Source organism: Agaribacter flavus (assembly GCF_042646125.1).
In the GTDB taxonomy this organism is placed as follows: domain Bacteria; phylum Pseudomonadota; class Gammaproteobacteria; order Enterobacterales; family Alteromonadaceae; genus Glaciecola; species Glaciecola flavus.
In genome coordinates this window covers 441,644-459,367 of record NZ_JBHRSW010000005.1, presented here as the reverse complement: position 1 = coordinate 459,367, position 17,724 = coordinate 441,644, and the positions used below count along the sequence as shown (strand labels likewise).

Annotated in this window: 11 protein-coding genes; 6 read left to right on the top strand and 5 right to left on the bottom strand. The window is 42.6% G+C overall.

Annotated elements, in window-relative coordinates; translation table 11 throughout:
* Positions 1–3: 3 nt before the first annotated feature.
* Entirely contained in the window at positions 4–1,569 is a 1,566-nt protein-coding gene (locus ACFOHL_RS04120; RefSeq protein ID WP_376918920.1) for a sulfatase family protein, read from the bottom strand.
* 266 nt (positions 1,570–1,835) lie between these two features.
* On the opposite strand from ACFOHL_RS04120, the gene ACFOHL_RS04115 reads away from it, so the two are divergent.
* On the top strand, positions 1,836–4,844 hold the full coding sequence (locus tag ACFOHL_RS04115) for a hypothetical protein (protein WP_376918919.1): 3,009 nt from the start codon (positions 1,836–1,838) through the stop codon (positions 4,842–4,844).
* On the opposite strand, the gene ACFOHL_RS04110 is transcribed toward ACFOHL_RS04115, so the two are convergent.
* Genes ACFOHL_RS04110 through ACFOHL_RS04100 form a run of 3 tightly spaced genes read right to left on the bottom strand, consistent with a single transcriptional unit; the run spans position 4,828 to position 6,720 of the window.
* Complete coding sequence (locus tag ACFOHL_RS04110; RefSeq protein WP_376918918.1) at positions 4,828–5,478, bottom strand: TVP38/TMEM64 family protein; 651 nt, start codon at positions 5,476–5,478, stop codon at positions 4,828–4,830. The two genes, ACFOHL_RS04115 and ACFOHL_RS04110, sit on opposite strands and share 17 nt — an antisense overlap.
* Before the next feature lie 9 nt (positions 5,479–5,487).
* Positions 5,488–5,955 (bottom strand): DUF2141 domain-containing protein, encoded by a 468-nt coding sequence (locus ACFOHL_RS04105; RefSeq protein ID WP_376918917.1) that lies wholly within the window; start codon positions 5,953–5,955, stop codon positions 5,488–5,490.
* A 3-nt stretch (positions 5,956–5,958) separates the two neighbouring features.
* Entirely contained in the window at positions 5,959–6,720 is a 762-nt protein-coding gene (locus ACFOHL_RS04100; protein ID WP_376918916.1) for an SDR family oxidoreductase, read from the bottom strand.
* 103 nt (positions 6,721–6,823) lie between these two features.
* On the opposite strand from ACFOHL_RS04100, the gene ACFOHL_RS04095 reads away from it, so the two are divergent.
* From ACFOHL_RS04095 to ACFOHL_RS04080, 4 genes are all read left to right on the top strand, one after another.
* Positions 6,824–7,366 carry a Crp/Fnr family transcriptional regulator gene (locus ACFOHL_RS04095; RefSeq protein ID WP_376918915.1) on the top strand — a complete coding sequence of 181 codons (543 nt, stop codon included), beginning with the start codon at positions 6,824–6,826 and terminating at the stop codon, positions 7,364–7,366.
* 457 nt (positions 7,367–7,823) lie between these two features.
* Entirely contained in the window at positions 7,824–11,333 is a 3,510-nt protein-coding gene (locus tag ACFOHL_RS04090; RefSeq protein WP_376918914.1) for a TonB-dependent receptor domain-containing protein, read from the top strand.
* 72 nt (positions 11,334–11,405) lie between these two features.
* On the top strand, positions 11,406–12,962 hold the full coding sequence (locus ACFOHL_RS04085; protein ID WP_376918913.1) for an Ig-like domain-containing protein: 1,557 nt from the start codon (positions 11,406–11,408) through the stop codon (positions 12,960–12,962).
* 99 nt (positions 12,963–13,061) lie between these two features.
* Positions 13,062–14,438: an MFS transporter gene (locus ACFOHL_RS04080; protein ID WP_376918912.1), complete on the top strand. Its 1,377-nt coding sequence runs from the start codon at positions 13,062–13,064 to the stop codon at positions 14,436–14,438.
* Here ACFOHL_RS04080 and ACFOHL_RS04075 read toward each other — a convergent pair.
* Positions 14,393–15,403 (bottom strand): LacI family DNA-binding transcriptional regulator, encoded by a 1,011-nt coding sequence (locus ACFOHL_RS04075; protein ID WP_376918911.1) that lies wholly within the window; start codon positions 15,401–15,403, stop codon positions 14,393–14,395. The two genes, ACFOHL_RS04080 and ACFOHL_RS04075, sit on opposite strands and share 46 nt — an antisense overlap.
* 260 nt (positions 15,404–15,663) lie before the next feature.
* Between ACFOHL_RS04075 and ACFOHL_RS04070 the strand changes: the two genes are divergently transcribed.
* Complete coding sequence (locus ACFOHL_RS04070) at positions 15,664–17,721, top strand: sulfatase family protein (RefSeq protein WP_376918910.1); 2,058 nt, start codon at positions 15,664–15,666, stop codon at positions 17,719–17,721.
* Positions 17,722–17,724: the final 3 nt, after the last annotated feature.

Genomic DNA, 17,724 nt, shown 5'->3' with positions numbered 1-17,724 from the left:
TATTTACCTAGATGTTTTAGATTTAATGGCTAGGAGTTTACTTTCCATTTCCGCGATGCGGGCTGGCATCATGGGTGCCAAATTGTTTAGCTCCCCAATGTCAGAATTAAGGTCGTATAGTTGAGGGAATACTGCTACACCTGCCTCTATGTTTTTATTTTCTTTGACGAAGCTAGCTCGATTGTTTGTTGCTTGGATATATTTCCAATGCCGATCGCGAAGTGAGAGGTTAAATGGTGTTTCTTCTATTAAGGTTTGCCTGCCCTCACTATTGGCGCTAAAAAGAGTAGCCAAGTGATTTTCACTATCAATAGCCTCAGTGCTCGCCAATTCACTAGTTAGCAAGGTAGCAATAGAAGCATACAAGTCTATTTGTCCGAACAAAGCATCACTCACCCCAGGCTTAACCTTTTTGGGGTAGTGAACAATAAAGGGAACACGAGTACCTGCTTCAAAAGCACTGTATTTGCCGCCTCGAAAAGGCCCATTGGGTTTGTGCGAACCAACTAATTCTAGGGCGTCGTCGTCATACCCATCGGTCAGGACTGCACCATTGTCAGAACTAAAAATAATTAGCGTATTCTCAAGTAATCCTAGCGCTTTTAGATGGTCTACAATTTGACCAGTCATCCAGTCTACTTGGACTATCGCGTCTCCACGCATACCCATGTCCGTTGCTCCTTGGAACATTTTATTGGGTAAACGTGGCACATGAATATCATGAAATGAGAAATACAAAAAAAACGGATTGTCGGCATTGTCGCTTATAAAGGTCTTGGCTTTGTCAGTTTTTATTGTATGAAAATCTTCATCTACCCACTCTGCACTTTTTCCACCTTGCATCCAACCTATTCGACTAATGCCGTTGATGATTGTTTTGTCATGTTGCATATCAGCGCCTTGTCTGAGTAGCTCTGGGTTTTCATAGCCGGTTGGTCTGCTGCCAATTTTTTTTGTGTAGTTGACGTAAAGGGGGTCACTCGGATCTAAATTGACAACATGACGGTTTTCGAGGTAAACGGAAGGAACTCTATCGCCAGTTGAAGGGATAAGGAAACTATAGTCAAAACCAATTTCAAGTGGTCCAGGAGTAATCGCTTTGTTCCAGTCTATTTGTCCTTTGCCATCTCCTAAGCCCAAATGCCACTTGCCCACGACAGCAGTTTGGTAACCGTTTTTTTGCAGTAACTTGGGTAGGGTTGCTTGCGTCGGATCAATTGCCATTGCCGCATCACCTCTCAATATTCTTATTCCTTTCCTGAAAGCATATTCACCTGTGAGCAGTGAATATCGTGAAGGTGTACAGGTTGCAGCGGTACTATGTGCATCTGTGAAGCGCAGCCCATTTTTAGCTAAATTATCGATATTTGGTGTTGATACAGCGGTTGCGCCATAAGCGCTGAGATCACCAAAACCTAAATCATCCACGTAAAAAATAACGATGTTAGGCTTTGTAAATTTATTTGCTAAAACTGATTCATGTGGTGTTTTTACATGACAAGCTCCCAGCATCAGTAAACTAAGGCTACAGAGTACAAAGAATAGTGATAACTTCATCTTTATCGGCATGATACGGCTCCAATGAATACCTGAATTTTCAATACTATAGCCAGTCAGAGTATATTATTCGAGCAAGTATAGCCAAATAATATCCATCGCGCTGTCATCGCTTTGTCAAACAGACAAAGCAAAACACGCAACGAAAAAACACAAGTCAAAAAGTGTTTTTGAGGTATTTACTTCGTTCAATTTAGATATTTACACTGGTGAGATTGCACACAACACACAAACCAATAAACGCATGTTTACTGGTTGCACAAATATAAGGATATAGCATGAAGCAGGTTTACTTTAGCTTTGCGTTTATTTGTTATGTTTTTTTTGCTGTTAATCATGTCTATGCTCAGCGGGCAATTAAAAGTTTCGATGTTGGTCACACAATAACAAAAGTTCGACACACTTTGCATGATGGTGAAGACCGCATAATTGCAAGTACTTATGAAGGCGCGATACTAGCCCTAAATACTCGGGGTGAAATCATATGGAAGAATGCCTTGTCGGGCTTTATGAACCACGACATATGGGTACAAGATATCGATAATGACGGCAAAAGCGAAATTTATATCGCTAATGCTGATGGGAGTATCTTCGCCCTGAATAGTGCGGGAAAAACGCAATGGACATTCAAACCCAACGACGTCCCAATGAATGCAGTCACCGTTATTAGAGGGCAAGAGCAAGCATACATTGCAGCTGGTGGCTATGACTTAAGTTTTTATTGGTTAAATGCCGATGGAAACCTGTTGACTGAAGTACCCTCTTCTAGCTATTCAACTTTGCGGCCTTGGGGACAAGGACGAAAACCCGATAACAACCGCCATACAGTCAACTTTTTGCGACCATTCCCGCAGTCAGATGGCACTGATCGCCTACTGTTACATGGAGTTATCCATACGCTTGCTGGTTCTGGCGCACTGTATGAATTTTTGCCAAATGCAACCACGCCGATTCGCAGTAAATCACTAAGCAATAAAGTGGTAGGGGATTTGCGAGTTGTAAGCCTAGTTGGTGAATATAAGGCAATGATGGGGAGTTCTTCGCTAATCGACAATGCGGGTTTTAACGTCTTTGATCTCAATTCTCAGTCTGAGAATATTTTTAAAATATCTGAAATTCGAAGTGGCATTGATCGTTTTGGCTATCGAGTAAGTCAAACAGAAATGGTTGATATAGACGGTACTCCCCATTTCTTTACGCTGTATGGCTCAAGAGTACTGATTACCCCACAGTCACTTGATCCCAGTAAAGTGGAAGTTATTAGCTCTAGATACTCTTATAACGATATGTGGAAGTTTGCGGGGCAAAATAAGTTTGTACTAGCAAGTGCACAGAGTGGAGGTTCGGCAATTCATGTTTTAGACATTGAAGATCCAGCGTGGAAGGATGAATATCATGCGCTGGTACCCCCTGGAAACATCTCACAAATACTCGCAAATTCAAGCATGACTCGACAGCAACTGATGACTTTTTCTAAACCAGATTGGGAGCAACAAGCACAAGCCGTTTGGTTGATGTCTGAGAACACTAGTTCTTTGTCAGGTGTGGCGCGGGACGTTTATGTAGACATTGAGGAAAACTATGATTCACCGATATTTTTAAAATCATTTTGGACTTCTCGGGCAGAGGACTGGGATCGCTCAGGTATGCAAAATAAGGCGTATCGAGATAGACGAGATGGACGCCGTAAATACGATTTAAGTCAAAAGGAATTTTTAGACGATATCGTGGCACCAAATTATACATTCCCAAATGGTGTATCATTTTGGGCAGGACACGGCAATGACCCCTACATGTTTTCACCTGACACTATCCAGAAAGTAATGGATCGCGCAAATGGCAAAAAGAGTATTCTGATTTACCCTGAGCTAGAAGCTTATGACGAAGATGCCGAATGGATGGTCAATGATCTTATCTATCCTCATGCTGTATATGGCAGAAGTCGTAATACCAAATTCTTTTTGCGAAACAAACATACGTTTTGGCAGTCGATCGTCTATCAACCAGCATGGTCACGTCTGATGTCGGGTGAGTTTAGGGATGTGTTTATTCCTGCAATGGAAGAAACAACAGACAAATCTATGGAATTAAGCGTTGCCGCCAGAACAGGTATTTGGGTGAGCGGGGTGGTAGACGAATGGGGCGCAAGAGTGGCCCGTGATAGCACAAGTTTTGACCGTACTCGGCAGTTTTCGCACCAAATGCTACCAAATGGTTATTTAAGACAAATGATCTATGCGGCCTCATTGGGCGCGAGAAGTTTTGACAATTTTCCTATTGATCAAAATTACATGTCTTTGTTCTGGAGTATGCTTGCAAAAGGTCTTATTTACCTGCCTCGTCGAGAAGAACTCATTAGTTTATCGCCTGTTCATTTGAGCATGGCTCCGCCTGACCAGCGCTACCTAGAAGAGGGCAACGATGTGAAATGGACGAGTTACTATAATGCTCAAGAGGAACGTGACAATCCCATGGTGTTTTCGCGTTTAAATGGCAGCTGGCCTGGCTCTCCGACAACAACGTGGGACTTCTCTACTTATGCTGCAGGTGTCAGCGAACGGCGATTGAATTTCTTACCGCCTTATCCCAATGGCTTGGTATTGATCACGCCACCTCAAACCGGCGCATTTGCCCAAAAATCAACGTTTCGTCTTGAGCTTACAGATCTGATGCATCCAATGTATCAAAAAGGTTTGAAAGAATATTATACCGATGGACGGCATTATTACTCTGCTGATGGTACGCAAACTTTTGCTGCAACTACATATGCAAATACGATTAAAGATGAAATTGAAAATGCTGCCTCACTTTTGCCCATTAATGTTTCTGGAAATGTCGCATGGGTAGCAGCTCAAAGTGGCCCTCAGAATATACGATTGACACTGATTGATAGTGGTTTTATCAACCCTTCTGACAAGCAAGCGATTGTGCACTTCAATACGATAAGTCCTGCGGAAGTAAGTGACTTGCTGAGCAAAGAGACCTACAGCGTCAATCAGGCTATGCCTCTAACGATCGATATTAAAGCGGGTATGTTTAGATTTTTAGATATTACCTTTAGTGGGGAAATTCCGGTGATTGATTTTGGTAATGCTCAGCCAACACCTCCTGAACCAACCACGGCACCCACACCGCCTGAACCGCCATCTACTCAAGCGACACCACAAGCAGAAGGGAATGCTTCTGGGGGGAGCATGTTTTTACCTTGGTTTATGATGTTGTTCTTAATTTCTACTAGACGCGCTAGGGTAAAAAAACACCGCCATAGGCCTACTTTTGTCGATTGAGCTGCTTGAACATAAACCAGCCAAACCAAGCTGCACTGGTAAGCCCTACGGCGGCTAGTATAGCTGGTTTGGGATTTTCTAGCGTGCTGATAGAGCCTGCGTACGTTGCAATGAGACCGTAAGGGACGGTGCTAATCAGCCAAAATACTAAAAATTTTCCAAACGGCATTTTTGTCATCCCTGCCATACAAGCTGACACTTCAGGCAGAATAGGCACAGCCCTAGATAGCAATATGATGACTGGGCCGTGCTGCTGGTATGTTTTGGTCACCTCCGTTCGTTTAAGGGGATCTTTAATTATAAGTGCAATTATTCTGTCTCCATATTTTGCACTCAATCCATACCCACAAATGCCCGCTAATAAGATACCAGAAATCGCCGAGAAAGCGCCTAGCTGCCATCCAAGAAAATAGCCTCCGATTATCATGACAGTAAGCGTCGGCATGGCAATAAACAAATCGATAAACAGCAAAAAACTCACCAAGCTTGCAACAAATATTGGATTCACTGTTTGGGCATGGGCTAGCCATGATTCGATTTTTTCGACCGTAACAAGGCCAGAAAAGTTAAGTAGAACAAATGTGCTAGCAAAACAGAGCGCCAAAGCAAGCATGGCTTTTAATAAAGACTTCATATCTGGATCCTATGGGTAGATGAGAGCGATATTGATCGTGTCAGTAATATTGTTTAAACGTAACTTGGCTTTTTTAAACGAAGGCGGACCAAATCGTATCTTGGCGCCATTTGAAAAGCCTAGTCCTTCGGCAGGTAAGATGCCTGTCCAGTTTTTGGTAACTTGGCCGTCATCATTTTCGTCATGTAGTACTTTTAGAGCGAATGTCTCTAAGTTGATTTTAACGGGGAATTCGAGCGTTGATTGTAAGGCGGTTTTCTTATCAATCATTACCGCTTTATTATGGTCTTTTGGAAAGCCTGTGTTGCTAAATAGCATAAGGGTAATGCTGCCAGAGCGTTTCACGTCAATATTAGTAATACGAACCGTCACCTCTTTCGCTGGTATCGCGCTTGCTGTAGATTTAGATAAAGTCGGTGCAGACAGCACAGGTAACAGTAAAGTCATCATTAATCTTTGAAAAATGTTTGGTTTCATGGCTTAAGCTCTCTTCATTATTTTTTTGGCGATACTAGGCGCAACACGCAATAACACTCGCAATAAGGCCACCTTGCCAACATCATTGACGAGTTGACCTTTTTCAATACCACTAACAATGGCTTGGGCAGCAAGGTTTGCAGAGAGCTTATTTTCCCCTCTGCCTCGGGTCATGGGTGTATCAACTATGGGTAAAAAGGCCTGCATTACTTTCACGTTGGAATGTGCTAACTGATAAGCCAAACTTTGTGAAAAGACGTCTAGAGCGGCTTTGGTTGCGCAATAAATTGCAGAGCTTGATTTAGGTGCTAATGCCAAGCCAGAATTGATATTGACTATGGCTGATTCTCGTATATTTGGCTCGTCATGTTGCAAAGCGGGCAATAATAGATAACTAAGTGCGCATATTGACCTAAAATTCAGGTTAATTTCGCTTTCTATGCTATGGTAAGAAAAATGCTCGTCTAAAAAAGTGGGTGTATATTGAACGGCGGCATTATTGACTAATACGTCAATCGTGTTTACGCGATGTAAAATTTGGGCAGCAAGGTTCTCATACTGCTCTGGTTTAGATAAGTCTGCGGCGAATACCTCTACGGAAGAGAATTCACTTTTCAGTTTATCTAACCGTGTACTTGCGCGGGCAATAACCATAACGGTATTCTTAGGTGCCAATAAACGTACTATTTCATAGCCAATGCCAGACGTTCCTCCAGTAATAATAATCACTTTATTTTCAAGTGTTTTCAAATTTGTGGAGAACATAATGATACCTGCTTAACAATTACTAATTTTGTGTTTTCGATGGCATCATTATGGTGAAGTTGCTGATGAGTGCATTAACCTAGGTTAATAATTTGGATAAAACATGAACTTTGAAGATCTTGTTAATAAGGCTGGTAAGCCGATTGTTTGCCCCAAATATAACTATGTTTTTCGTCAAGGCGACAACGATGACAGTCTATATTTCTTGAAACAAGGTTTACTTAAGGCTTACTACATTGGCAGTGACGGCAAGGAAACGATTAAATCTTTTATTCAATCTGGCAATGTTATAGGTAATTTAGGCGCGATGCATACTCACGAGGCTTGCACCTTTAATGTCATTGCTTTACAAGACTCACAACTGATCCAATTGCCATTCAGCCAACTTATCGATGCGGTGAAAAACTCTCACGAAGTGGCTCAAAAGGTGATTACGATACTAATGGGATTGTCTGTTAAAAAAGAGCGACGTGAGTATGAGTTTCTTTCTTTATCAGCTGAAGAGCGTTACAAATCGTTCTGTAACACATCACCTCAGCTATTAGCATCGTTGACGCAGCGCGATATTGCGCTTTATCTCGGCATCACACCTGTTGCTTTAAGCCGAATCAAAAAACGCATTGATAAACTCGAAGCCAGTATATAGTGCTAAATGCAAATTGTTACAAACCCTACTGTCTGTAGCCAGACTAAAAAAACAAACCACACCTGCTAACAGCCATAAATTTCTTGGACTTGACTGGCTTGTTAAGCAAAGAGATCGTCACTACATGCGAAAATCATCCGGCAATGCGTATTCTGCATGCCTCAAACCACTTACCACCATCCGCGCTTTTAGCCTTGTATGCGTAATGTAACTTACGAATTAACGTAAGTTAATTGTGTGTTTTATGTTAATAATCATATTGATCTTTGTAAATTAACTTAGCTACTATAGAAAAAGGGTAAGCGCAATCCTTCTTACTTTTAAAGGCCTGCAGCCAAACTCTCTGAGGTGGGAAGTTCCAATGGGTCTAGCAGACTAAATTACGCACACATGAGGTATTTAGTCTGTATTAGTTTTTGGAACCACTTAAATAATTGCGAGGATGAGGAATTGTTCCATGATAAGTAAATGCAAATTAAGCTTAGTTGCTATTGCTATACTTTCTTCGTTTCATGCTTATGCACAAGAAGCTACGGATGCAAATGAAGAAGACAAAGAAAATGCTGACATTGAAGTCATTAACGTAAAAGGTTTCAAAGGCAGCTTAAAGAAAGCGATTAATCAAAAGAGGTTTTCTAGTAGCATTGTGGATTCAATCCACGCTGAAGACATTGGTAAATCAACAGACCAAAATATTGGTGATGCCTTGTCTCGGATTACCGGCGTATCCATCCAAGAGGCCGATGGCGAGGGAACGCGGATATCGGTGAGAGGAGCCGGTGCAGATAAAAATCAAATATCTTTAAATGGAGTGGCGCTTACCAGTGGATTGACAGGAAGTAATGGCGATGCCGGATTTGATCAATCGGTAGACTTAAGTTCGTTTTCTTCAGATATTCTCTCATCTATTGATGTAATTAAAACACCCTCTGCAGACCATGATGAAGGGTCGTTGGGGGCAAACGTGATTTTGAGGACAGCCAAACCTCTTTCGGTTAAAAAGCCGATTCGATCAATCACCATTCAAGGCCGATACAATGATTTTTCTGAAGAAAGTGATGAAAAAATAAGTTTTTCATTTTCTGAAAAATTTCTTGATGACACAGTCGGTATATTGGTAACGGCTGCGACTGAAACTCAATCAACGCGCAACGATACGCTGTTTGCATCATATAATGAAGATGAGGTGCAACCCCTATTCAGAGCAGGTGAAGCCAGAAATTTAAAAACAGGGCAACCGACCACTCAAGACTATCATGTATTCACGCGTACCAATAATAACTATTTCTTGAATTTAAACCAAAGAGACAGAAAAACGGCTACCTTGGGAATCGAGTATATTCCTTTCGAGAATACCAATATTCAACTTGACTTGAGCCATACCAAACAGGAGATTCGGGAGGATCGGCATGGTTTAAGATTCAACACGAATCTCGCAGACGGGGGACCCGAGGGACAAGATGGAGACCCATTTGTAGATTGGTATACGATTAACACAGACACCAACGTTCTGGTTAAAAATACGAGTAGGCGTGTCCGTGGTAGTATGAACAGAGGTATTGGAGGAAAAGATCTAGAAACCAATGTGGCAACCTTAAAGATCACGCAAGATTTTAGTGATACTTTTAGAATGGACTTAACCGCAGGGTATTCTAAGACGACCGACAATACCGTGCGCAACATTGATGCAGGTACCGGCACATGGTTTACCTTACCTGGGGACATTAGCCATGTAGATGGTGCCGATGTTCAGCCTGCAGGTTATGATTGTTCTGGCGGGCCTTGTACGATTGTGTTTGGGGATGCCATTGCTTCTTTGCCGCCAGGCACAAGCTCGGAGCGTGCAATATTTTTGACTGAGACCTCTTTTAACCCTTTCGATCTGCATATTCACCACTTGAGTGGTTTGAACATGTATAACAATGACAATACTGACATTAACAAGTCATTGTTCGTGGATTTTGATTGGGATGTCGATTGGGGACCAGTAACAACGATTGAGTTTGGTTATAAAGCCTCTGCCCGTGAAAAAGATGTGTTAATCGATAGGCAAAGTCTTACCGGTACAGCAGTACCCGTATTTAATGAAGAAGGACAAGAAGTATTTGGTGGCAGTGAGCCACAGACTATTCGTGTCACGGAGTTTTTGAGTTCGGACGCGTTTCCTGTAAATAATTTTTTAAATGGCGTTACTGCCGAAGGGTTTCCTCTTAGCTCTGGTTGGGGCTTGATCGACCCAGAAAAGGCCTTGTCGATTGCATTTAATTTAGACAATGTATCTCTGATCCCTAATCCAGCAGGTTCTAACTACGTTAAACAAGACAATCAGTCGGCCTACTTAAAATTCAACTTTTCCTTAATGGATTCTAGATTGACGGGTAACGTGGGTTTGCGCTACGTGGAGACAGACATCGAGTCTCGCTCTTTTACGACTGTTAACTATAACAATAGTAACAACGTGTTAGTGCCATATGATTTGGTGTATCGCAAACAATTAGCGAATACTTCGTTACCAAATTGTAATACCTTCCCAGAGCTGCCGGTGCAAACTGGGGGATGTTATCAGCCATTGGTCACGCATTTGTTCGATGGACGCATGTTGCCAGATTTCCCTGATAATTGGCAGCCGGTATACGATGAAAACGGCATACTACAAAACCCCTTTAGTGATGAACACCTGCTTCAAGTGACGTATGACGATGCCGGCAATGTGGTTAGTATTGACCGCAATGATCCACTAAATACGCACCCAGATTTTGATAACTATTCTGGGCCGCGAAGCGAATGGCGACTTCGAGCGTGGACTGACAATACCACTAACCGTGTCGATGTGCCTTTCTTAAATAAGTTTACCGGCGCTGAAATTGCGCAAAACTGGCAACGTAACTTTGCGACGTCTGGAGCTTCAGATAATTCTGTGCTGCTTCCTAGCTTAAATGTCAATTACGCCTTAAACGATGAAGTTATTCTGCGCTTTGCTGCTTCTCGGACAATGGCTCGACCGCGCTTCAACGCTGTAGTACCAGGTGCGTTCATCAGTGAAAATATTTGGGGTGAAAGAGGCCGAGGTAGTGCCGGAAGTGCTGAGTTGGTTCCGCTTAAATCAAATAATTTGGATTTCTCTTTTGAGTGGTATTTTGACGATACTGGCCTAGCGTCGATTGCGCTTTTCAGAAAAGATATGAAAGACTTTTTGCAGCGCGTAAACGATGTGTTTTATTACAAAGATATACGTGAACAATATGACATTGAAAGCATAGAAGTCAGTGATTTGTTGATTGCGCCAAATGGGCAAACACCGGCAGACGGTTGTAGTCCTGAACGCTTTATATCTAGGCAAAATACGGGTATCTGGCGTTTTGGCTGCCATGAGGTAGATATTGGCGTAGAAAGAAATGGTAAAAAGACCGTTACACAAGGTTTTGAGCTGAGTTACGTTGATACCTTCTCGGAACTACCGGGTGCCTTTTCTGGTTTGGGTGTGCAGCTCAATTATACCTTCCAAGATTCTGAAAATGACCCTGAATTTATTGAGAATACTGGTACTTTCCTCGCACCCCTGCCACAAGCGTTTACGCCACGGCACAGTGCGAACGCTACCGTATTTTGGGAAAAAGATGGTATTGAGCTGCGCTTAGCTAACCGGTATACGGGAATTCAATTTGTTTCTGAATCGCGCACTATTGCGAGATGGAGAGATGAAACCAATAGACTTGACTTCAGTGCCAACTATGATTTTAACGAACATCTCAGTTTTAGCTTCCATGCGCTCAATCTGACTGACGATACCACGCGCTCATTCATCACTTCAAAAGCCTTGTTTTTTGGCGAGTTGGATGCAAATGGCGAGCGAGTTTTGCTTGATGAAGGTAATCCACAAAAAGACAGCAGTGTGGACACAAGTAAAGTATATAACGAATTCAAGACGGGTAGGCAGTATCGCTTGAGTGTTCGCGTAACCTTTTAGTGAGCAGCTTGTGTATTGCTCGGGAAATGCGAGCAGGACATCTTGAAACAGTTTTCTCAAAGGAGAAATGGGATGAAAAATTACAAATTAACATTTACAGCATTCAGTCTATTTACCATTTTGCTTACAGGCTGTAGTGGTGGTCCGGAAGAAGGGATTTCCAACGGCTTAGCAGGTGGGGAGCCTATACAATTTGATGGCCCTCTATCGGTTATAGTAGACGAAGAAACGGGCATTGTTGAACAAGACTTACTGCAAGGTGCGCAAGTCGGCGAAAACGAAAATGTCGTATTGCGAAATGTATACCGTACAGATGACTCACTCGAGCCACCGTTGAATTCAATTGTGGTGCGTGGCAATAGCATGTTTATTGATACTGACGTGTTTGCTCGTGAAATCGCTTTCGGTGAAAGTCTTACTTATGACTATACTTATATTATTGATAACGGCGCAGGTACAAGAACAGATGCGGACGGAAACGAAATACCTCGCCGTATATCGGTAACGGTAAACGGAATAAAGGATCCGGTTGAGTCAATTTCTTTAAGCCATAACGAAATTCTACTGCCACCTGATTTTGGTTTGAATATAGTCGCAAATGTTGCCCCTGTTTTTGCTACTGACCAAACACTTGAATGGGTGGTGCAAGACACCAGTATCGCTCAAGTTGATGCGCAAGGATTAGTGACCGGCTTATCAGAAGGGGTTACCGAGCTTGTGGTTACGTCTGTTGACAATCCTGATGTACAGGTAAGAGTGCCATTGTCCGTTACTTTTGATATTCCAAATCCGATTGGTATGCAAATCGTCGATTTTGATGGTGAGGTATTGCCACAAAACATCGTTCTGCCTGATTGCACAACGTTCCCGCTCTCAGTAAATCAATTGCCCATCGCAAGTGGATTTACCAATCCTGTCACATGGACAAGCTCGGATGAGTCAGTTGTTACCGTGCAAGATGGTTACTTGACGATACACCGGGAAGGGGCTGTGGTTTTAAACCCAATATCTGTTATTGCAGAAAACGATGTCGGGTTGTCAGCGCAAATAAATATTACGTTAACAGACAACATAGCTTGTAATATGGCAGCAAACAGCGATTTCGATTTTCAGCCTGCAGGTTCTTGGCCTTGGAACGGAGGCAGTGGATTGAGTGTCGCTGACTCTGCGGAAGGTTTGGACAACACTCATGCACTACAAATGACCGCAAGTTCTACTCCGTCCAGTTTCCGCGCTGTGGTTTGGAGTGGTGATGAGCCAATGGTTCGAGAAATTGGTTTGGGTTCTGATAACTATTTTAGCGCCTACATTTGGGCTAAAAATTTAGGCACAGAGCCAACACAATTTTTTATCTTTGCGAGAGCTTTCGATGGGGGATGGCATCCTGAGACTCTAACAATCACGGGAGATATTGCGGTTTCTGATGATTGGCAATTGGTTCAATTAAAACAAATTACGGATGATAGCCCTGAAGGCTTAAGTGTGTTTTCAGGACTTAACTGGAACTCACAGAATTGGCTGGATAATTCAGTGATCTGGTTGGAATATGGTTTCCCTGCGGGCAATCCGGCAGACTCCAACGTACTGATTGACAATGTGTCTATTTATGAAGTAGATGCGCCGGAATAACCGAGTATTATCTCACAAATACCGCTAGATGCGGTTGAGCTTGATAAAGTGAACTGGTAAGTTAACAAATAACTAACAAATCGTTTAACTTAATCAAGTATGTCGTCAACTTCTAACCTGAGCTTAAGGCGTGAAAAGTATGCTTTAGGCTTGGGTTTTATCGCCGTTTTTTTCTCTCATCAAACTGTAAATACGCTTGCTATTCCTTATTATCAAATGACATTGGGAGTTGACCCTTTTTGGCTCGGCTTAGCGATGACTATCCCAGTCATTGTTGCTTGTTCATTTGGCCCGTGGATTGGAAAAATGTCGGACAACCACCAAGGAAAGCTTGGACGGAGACGACCGTTTATTTATGTGTTCCCTTGGCTAAGTGCGATCTTTTATGCATGTATTTGGCTAGTGCCGCCCGCTTGGGACAGCACTCAGCAATTAATATATTTTTTTATTGCGACGCAACTATTTTACCTATTGGCAACCTGTTGGATAGTGCCCTTAAATTGTATGGCTTACGAGGTGACTAACGACAAGCACGAACGAACCAGAGTGTATGGCAGTATTACGTATTTTACAAAAGCCGCTTCTCTTTTCAGTCAATGGCTGATTCCGCTTGCCCAGCTAAGTGTGTTTGGCGGGCTTAGTATAGGCATCAAATACGTGGGTTTGGGAGTAGCAATCTGCCTAATAGCGCTGTTGGCTATGGTACCTGCGACGTTTGTGCGGACGAGAGCCGTCGAGCCTTGCCAGCAAAAAATGCCCACCAATAAACTAAATGTTTTTACCAATATCCGCTCTGCATTCAAAGTACGAGGTCTGCGGCTGATAATGGCGATCATTTTTTTTCAGACCTTGTTGGGGGTCTACGCAGCATCCATGGACTACTATTTAATTGTTTATTACATGTTCGATGGCGATATCTCACAAGGCGCAAAGTGGAAGGGAGTATTGTCGACATCGTATGCTGTCGTCGCTATTTTAGGCATATGGCTAATCACGCGCTGCTCAATTCTTTTCGGTAAAGTCCAGACATTCAGAGCTTTGTTTGCTCTGGCATGTTTGGGAGGATTGGCAAAGTGGTTTATCTTTGTACCAGGAGCGCAACTTTGGCTAGTGCTTGACGCGGCAATGGGTTCGCTAGTTTGGCTTGGAGTAGGGGTATTAGGCGCTTCAATGCTGGCTGATCAGATTGAGCTTGACTACAGGAAAAATGGTATTAAACGAGAAGGCATCATCTTAAGTTGTAAAAATTGGCTCGTTCAAATTGCCTTGGCACTTGCTTTGGTTTTATCCGGTCTATCATTAAATATCTTCGGATTTGACGCGGGGCAGGGAAGTACGCAAGATGAGACAAGTATTCTGTGCATGCGAATACTGCTGTCAATTGGTACTGTGATATCATCATTGGTTGGCATACTATTGTGCAATAGGTATCAGCAAGCAGAGCGCGTTGCCACCGAATCGCGCTCATATACGTGAGGTAAATACAGGTGGGTTTTTGTTGAGTCAATCTCGTCTGTCGTAGTGAGCTTTAAAGACAACTCTGTGGCATATTTTGCCATCTCTGCAATAGGGTAGTGAGTCGTCGTTAATTGTGGCCGACAGGCTTTACAAATATCTGTATTGTCAAAGCCAATTACCGACACATCTTCAGGGATCTTGACACCTAAATCTTGCAAACGATTCATCGCGCCAATGGCAAGCGAATCATTGAAGGCCACCACAGCGGTAAACTCGCACTTACGCTCCAGTAATTGGCTGATCCCTTTCATGCCGTTATCGATGCTAGGCATGATATAACCGACATTTTCTTCTAGCCAAGGTATGCCGGCTTCCAGTAGCGCTCCCTTGGCGCCTTTTAGCCTATCTACTGGGTCTTGCAAATCTTGATTTGAGGCCAAGAACACAAATTTTCTATGCCCTTTGTCTATCAGGTGTTTTACCGATAACCGTCCTCCTGCAGTGTTGTCTAACCACACGCACCGATGGGCAATCTCTGGAATATATCGGTTTAATACTACAAGACCTTGTATTTCTTTCGCCAGATTTATAAGCTGCTCATTGCTGGCGACATTGCTGTGATAAACAATGTTTTGTGAGCCGTTTTCTCTAAATGAAGAAATGGCATCTAACTCGGTATCAATTTGATTGTGTGAGTTGTTAAGCATTACTCGGTAGTTGACTTGTTGAGCAGCGTTTTCGGCGCCTGTGACTAAAGCACCGTAGAAAGCTTGTGTGACATTCGGCGTGATCACGCCGATAATTTCGTTCTTTTTCGAAGCTAGCGCTCTCGCATTTATATTAGGACGATAGCCCATTTCGGCGATAACTTGTTTAACATGCGCTCTACATTTGTCCCCGACTTTTCCTTCCCCTCTTACTACTCGCGATACAGTCGCAGCAGATACGCCAGCTTTCTCGGCTACATCACTGAGTCGAACCATAACATCTCCTAAAAGTTAGAGGGAAATCGACATTTCTTCGAGGTTGTTTTAAAACAGGCGTAATCAGGAAAAGCAAAGGAAATGTGATAAAAGATAAAATAAAAATTAACACAAATGTTAATATATTTGTTGGTATAGCGCTATCATTTATTTGTGCTTAATGCATTAAATACGAGCTCAAGCGCGGTATGGAACGAGTGAAGGTATAAGGCTAGGTTGAGCAATTTGTAAAATCAAAAACGCGGCGAGTATATCCATATATGCTTTGGTTTTTCATCCCTGAAAAACAAATTTTGATTTTACAAATTGCTCAACCTAGCCTTATACCTTCACTCGTTCCATACCGCGCCGAAGCTTCGTCGAATGCCGCGCTGAGTCAGGAATTGCAAAGTGTAGAGAACGTTATGATGAAGAAATGGATTGTCTGCTTTCAACTATTATGTATTGTTGCAGCAAACGCTTTTAGTATATCTGTAGCAGCAGTGGAAAAGAAACCAAATTTCGTGTGGCTAGTCAGCGAGGACAACTCCCCTCAATATATCAAACTATTTAATCCCACCGGCGCAGCCATGCCCTCTGTGGAAGCCTTGGCAAAAGACGGAATAAGTTATCATCAGGTTTTTTCAAACACGCCTGTATGCTCCACCGCCCGCACGACTTTGGCTACTGGCATAGAAACTCCCAAGTTAATGTTGAACTATCATCGGAAATTTTCACCTGTGCCCTTGCCAGAGTCAGTTGTACCAATAAGCAAATATTTAATGGATAACGGCTACTACACGGCTAACAACTTTAAAACGGATTTTAATTTTGTCACTACAGCACCATCGTCAATTTGGAATGAAAGTGGCACATCGGCAACTTGGCGTAAACGTAAACCAGGGCAAGCGTTTTTCTATATGCAAAGTTGGTCTACCACACATGAGAAAAACTTACATTTCCCTGAGTCTGATGTGGGTACAAAAGCAACGGCGCATTCAGTAGACGAGGTGACATTACCGCCCTATTACCCAGACACCGAGGTGTTTCGCTACACTTATGCAAGGTATTTGGATAGACACACGGCGGTTGATAAAGAGATAGCTGAAGTTATTGCAAAGTTAAAAGCAGATGATTTATTAGAAGATACCTTTATTTTTTATTTCGGCGATCACGGTGGTGTTTTACCTGGCAGTAAAGGCTATATCAATCAGAGGGGCTTACACGTTCCTCTAGTCGTGAGGATCCCAGAAAACTTTAAACATCTGGTCTATGAGGATAAACAAGTTAACACAGATACTCGTCAACACGGTGTGCTAAATTTTGTCGATTTTGCGCCAACATTGGCAAATTTGGCTGGATTGCCACTACTCGACTCTTATGATGGCAAGCCGTTTTTGGGTAAAGGGGTGACAGAAAAAGACGTGTCAAGCCGCGATAGTAGTTGGTCGTATGCGGATAGGTTTGATGAAAAGTACGACTTTGTACGTGCGTATAGAAAGGGGCGTTACAAATATGTTCGTCATTTTACACCCATGAACACAGACGGCCTTTTCAACGAATATCGCTACAAACAATATGCATTTAGAGAGTGGAAAGCACTGTTTGAAGCTGGAAAGTTAAATAGCATTCAATCCAGTTTTTTTGAGAAAAAGCCAGCAGAAGCGTTATATGACTTGAAAACAGATCCCCACGAAACCAAAAATCTAATCGATCAAGCAGACCTTTCTACAGTCGCGAATGACATGAGAACCGCTTTGTTTGCGCATATGCTAGATAAAGGAGACCTTGGTTTTTACCCTGAGTATTGGCTTGTTAAGTATGCCGCGAACGACCCCATGGCTTTTGCTAAAAAGAATCGTGCGGAAATGCAGACACTAATGGACATTGCTAACTTGCAATTGAAAGATTTTGAACAAGTAAAAAGCCAACTACTCAATGCCTTGAAATCAGACAGGCCGTGGGAGAGATACTGGGCACTGATTAACTTGTCAGCTTTTGGTGATAAAGCAATCTCCCTGCAAACGACAGTAAAGCAAATGTTGTCAACCGAACCCAATATCTTGGTAAAAGCCCGAGCAATCGAATTTTTAACGCTTACTTCTGACTTCGATCCTGTAGCTCCTCTACTTAGCTATATCAACGCGACAGATGACAAAATACTTGTTTTAGAAATCATGAACATAGCGGCTGTACTGCATGAGGCCAAAGGGTTTTATTTCGATATCCCTACAAGAGAGGCTTGGCAAAAGCCGAAGAAAGGGGATGACAATTACGATCAACAATTTAATGTGAGTTACTGGCTAAATACTCGACTGAGGTATTTAGCCAAAAAATAAATC

Excerpts from the sequence above, each read along its gene's own strand:
- ACFOHL_RS04120 (WP_376918920.1), bottom strand. The coding sequence starts at position 1,569 with ATGCCGATAAAGATGAAGTTATCACTATTCTTTGTACTCTGTAGCCTT.
- ACFOHL_RS04080 (WP_376918912.1), top strand. The coding sequence starts at position 13,062 with ATGTCGTCAACTTCTAACCTGAGCTTAAGGCGTGAAAAGTATGCTTTA.
- ACFOHL_RS04075 (WP_376918911.1), bottom strand. The coding sequence starts at position 15,403 with ATGGTTCGACTCAGTGATGTAGCCGAGAAAGCTGGCGTATCTGCTGCG.
- ACFOHL_RS04110 (WP_376918918.1), bottom strand. The coding sequence starts at position 5,478 with ATGAAGTCTTTATTAAAAGCCATGCTTGCTTTGGCGCTCTGTTTTGCT.
- ACFOHL_RS04095 (WP_376918915.1), top strand. The coding sequence starts at position 6,824 with ATGAACTTTGAAGATCTTGTTAATAAGGCTGGTAAGCCGATTGTTTGC.
- ACFOHL_RS04100 (WP_376918916.1), bottom strand. The coding sequence starts at position 6,720 with ATGTTCTCCACAAATTTGAAAACACTTGAAAATAAAGTGATTATTATT.
- ACFOHL_RS04090 (WP_376918914.1), top strand. The coding sequence starts at position 7,824 with ATGATAAGTAAATGCAAATTAAGCTTAGTTGCTATTGCTATACTTTCT.
- ACFOHL_RS04115 (WP_376918919.1), top strand. The coding sequence starts at position 1,836 with ATGAAGCAGGTTTACTTTAGCTTTGCGTTTATTTGTTATGTTTTTTTT.
- ACFOHL_RS04085 (WP_376918913.1), top strand. The coding sequence starts at position 11,406 with ATGAAAAATTACAAATTAACATTTACAGCATTCAGTCTATTTACCATT.
- ACFOHL_RS04070 (WP_376918910.1), top strand. The coding sequence starts at position 15,664 with ATGCTTTGGTTTTTCATCCCTGAAAAACAAATTTTGATTTTACAAATT.
- ACFOHL_RS04105 (WP_376918917.1), bottom strand. The coding sequence starts at position 5,955 with ATGAAACCAAACATTTTTCAAAGATTAATGATGACTTTACTGTTACCT.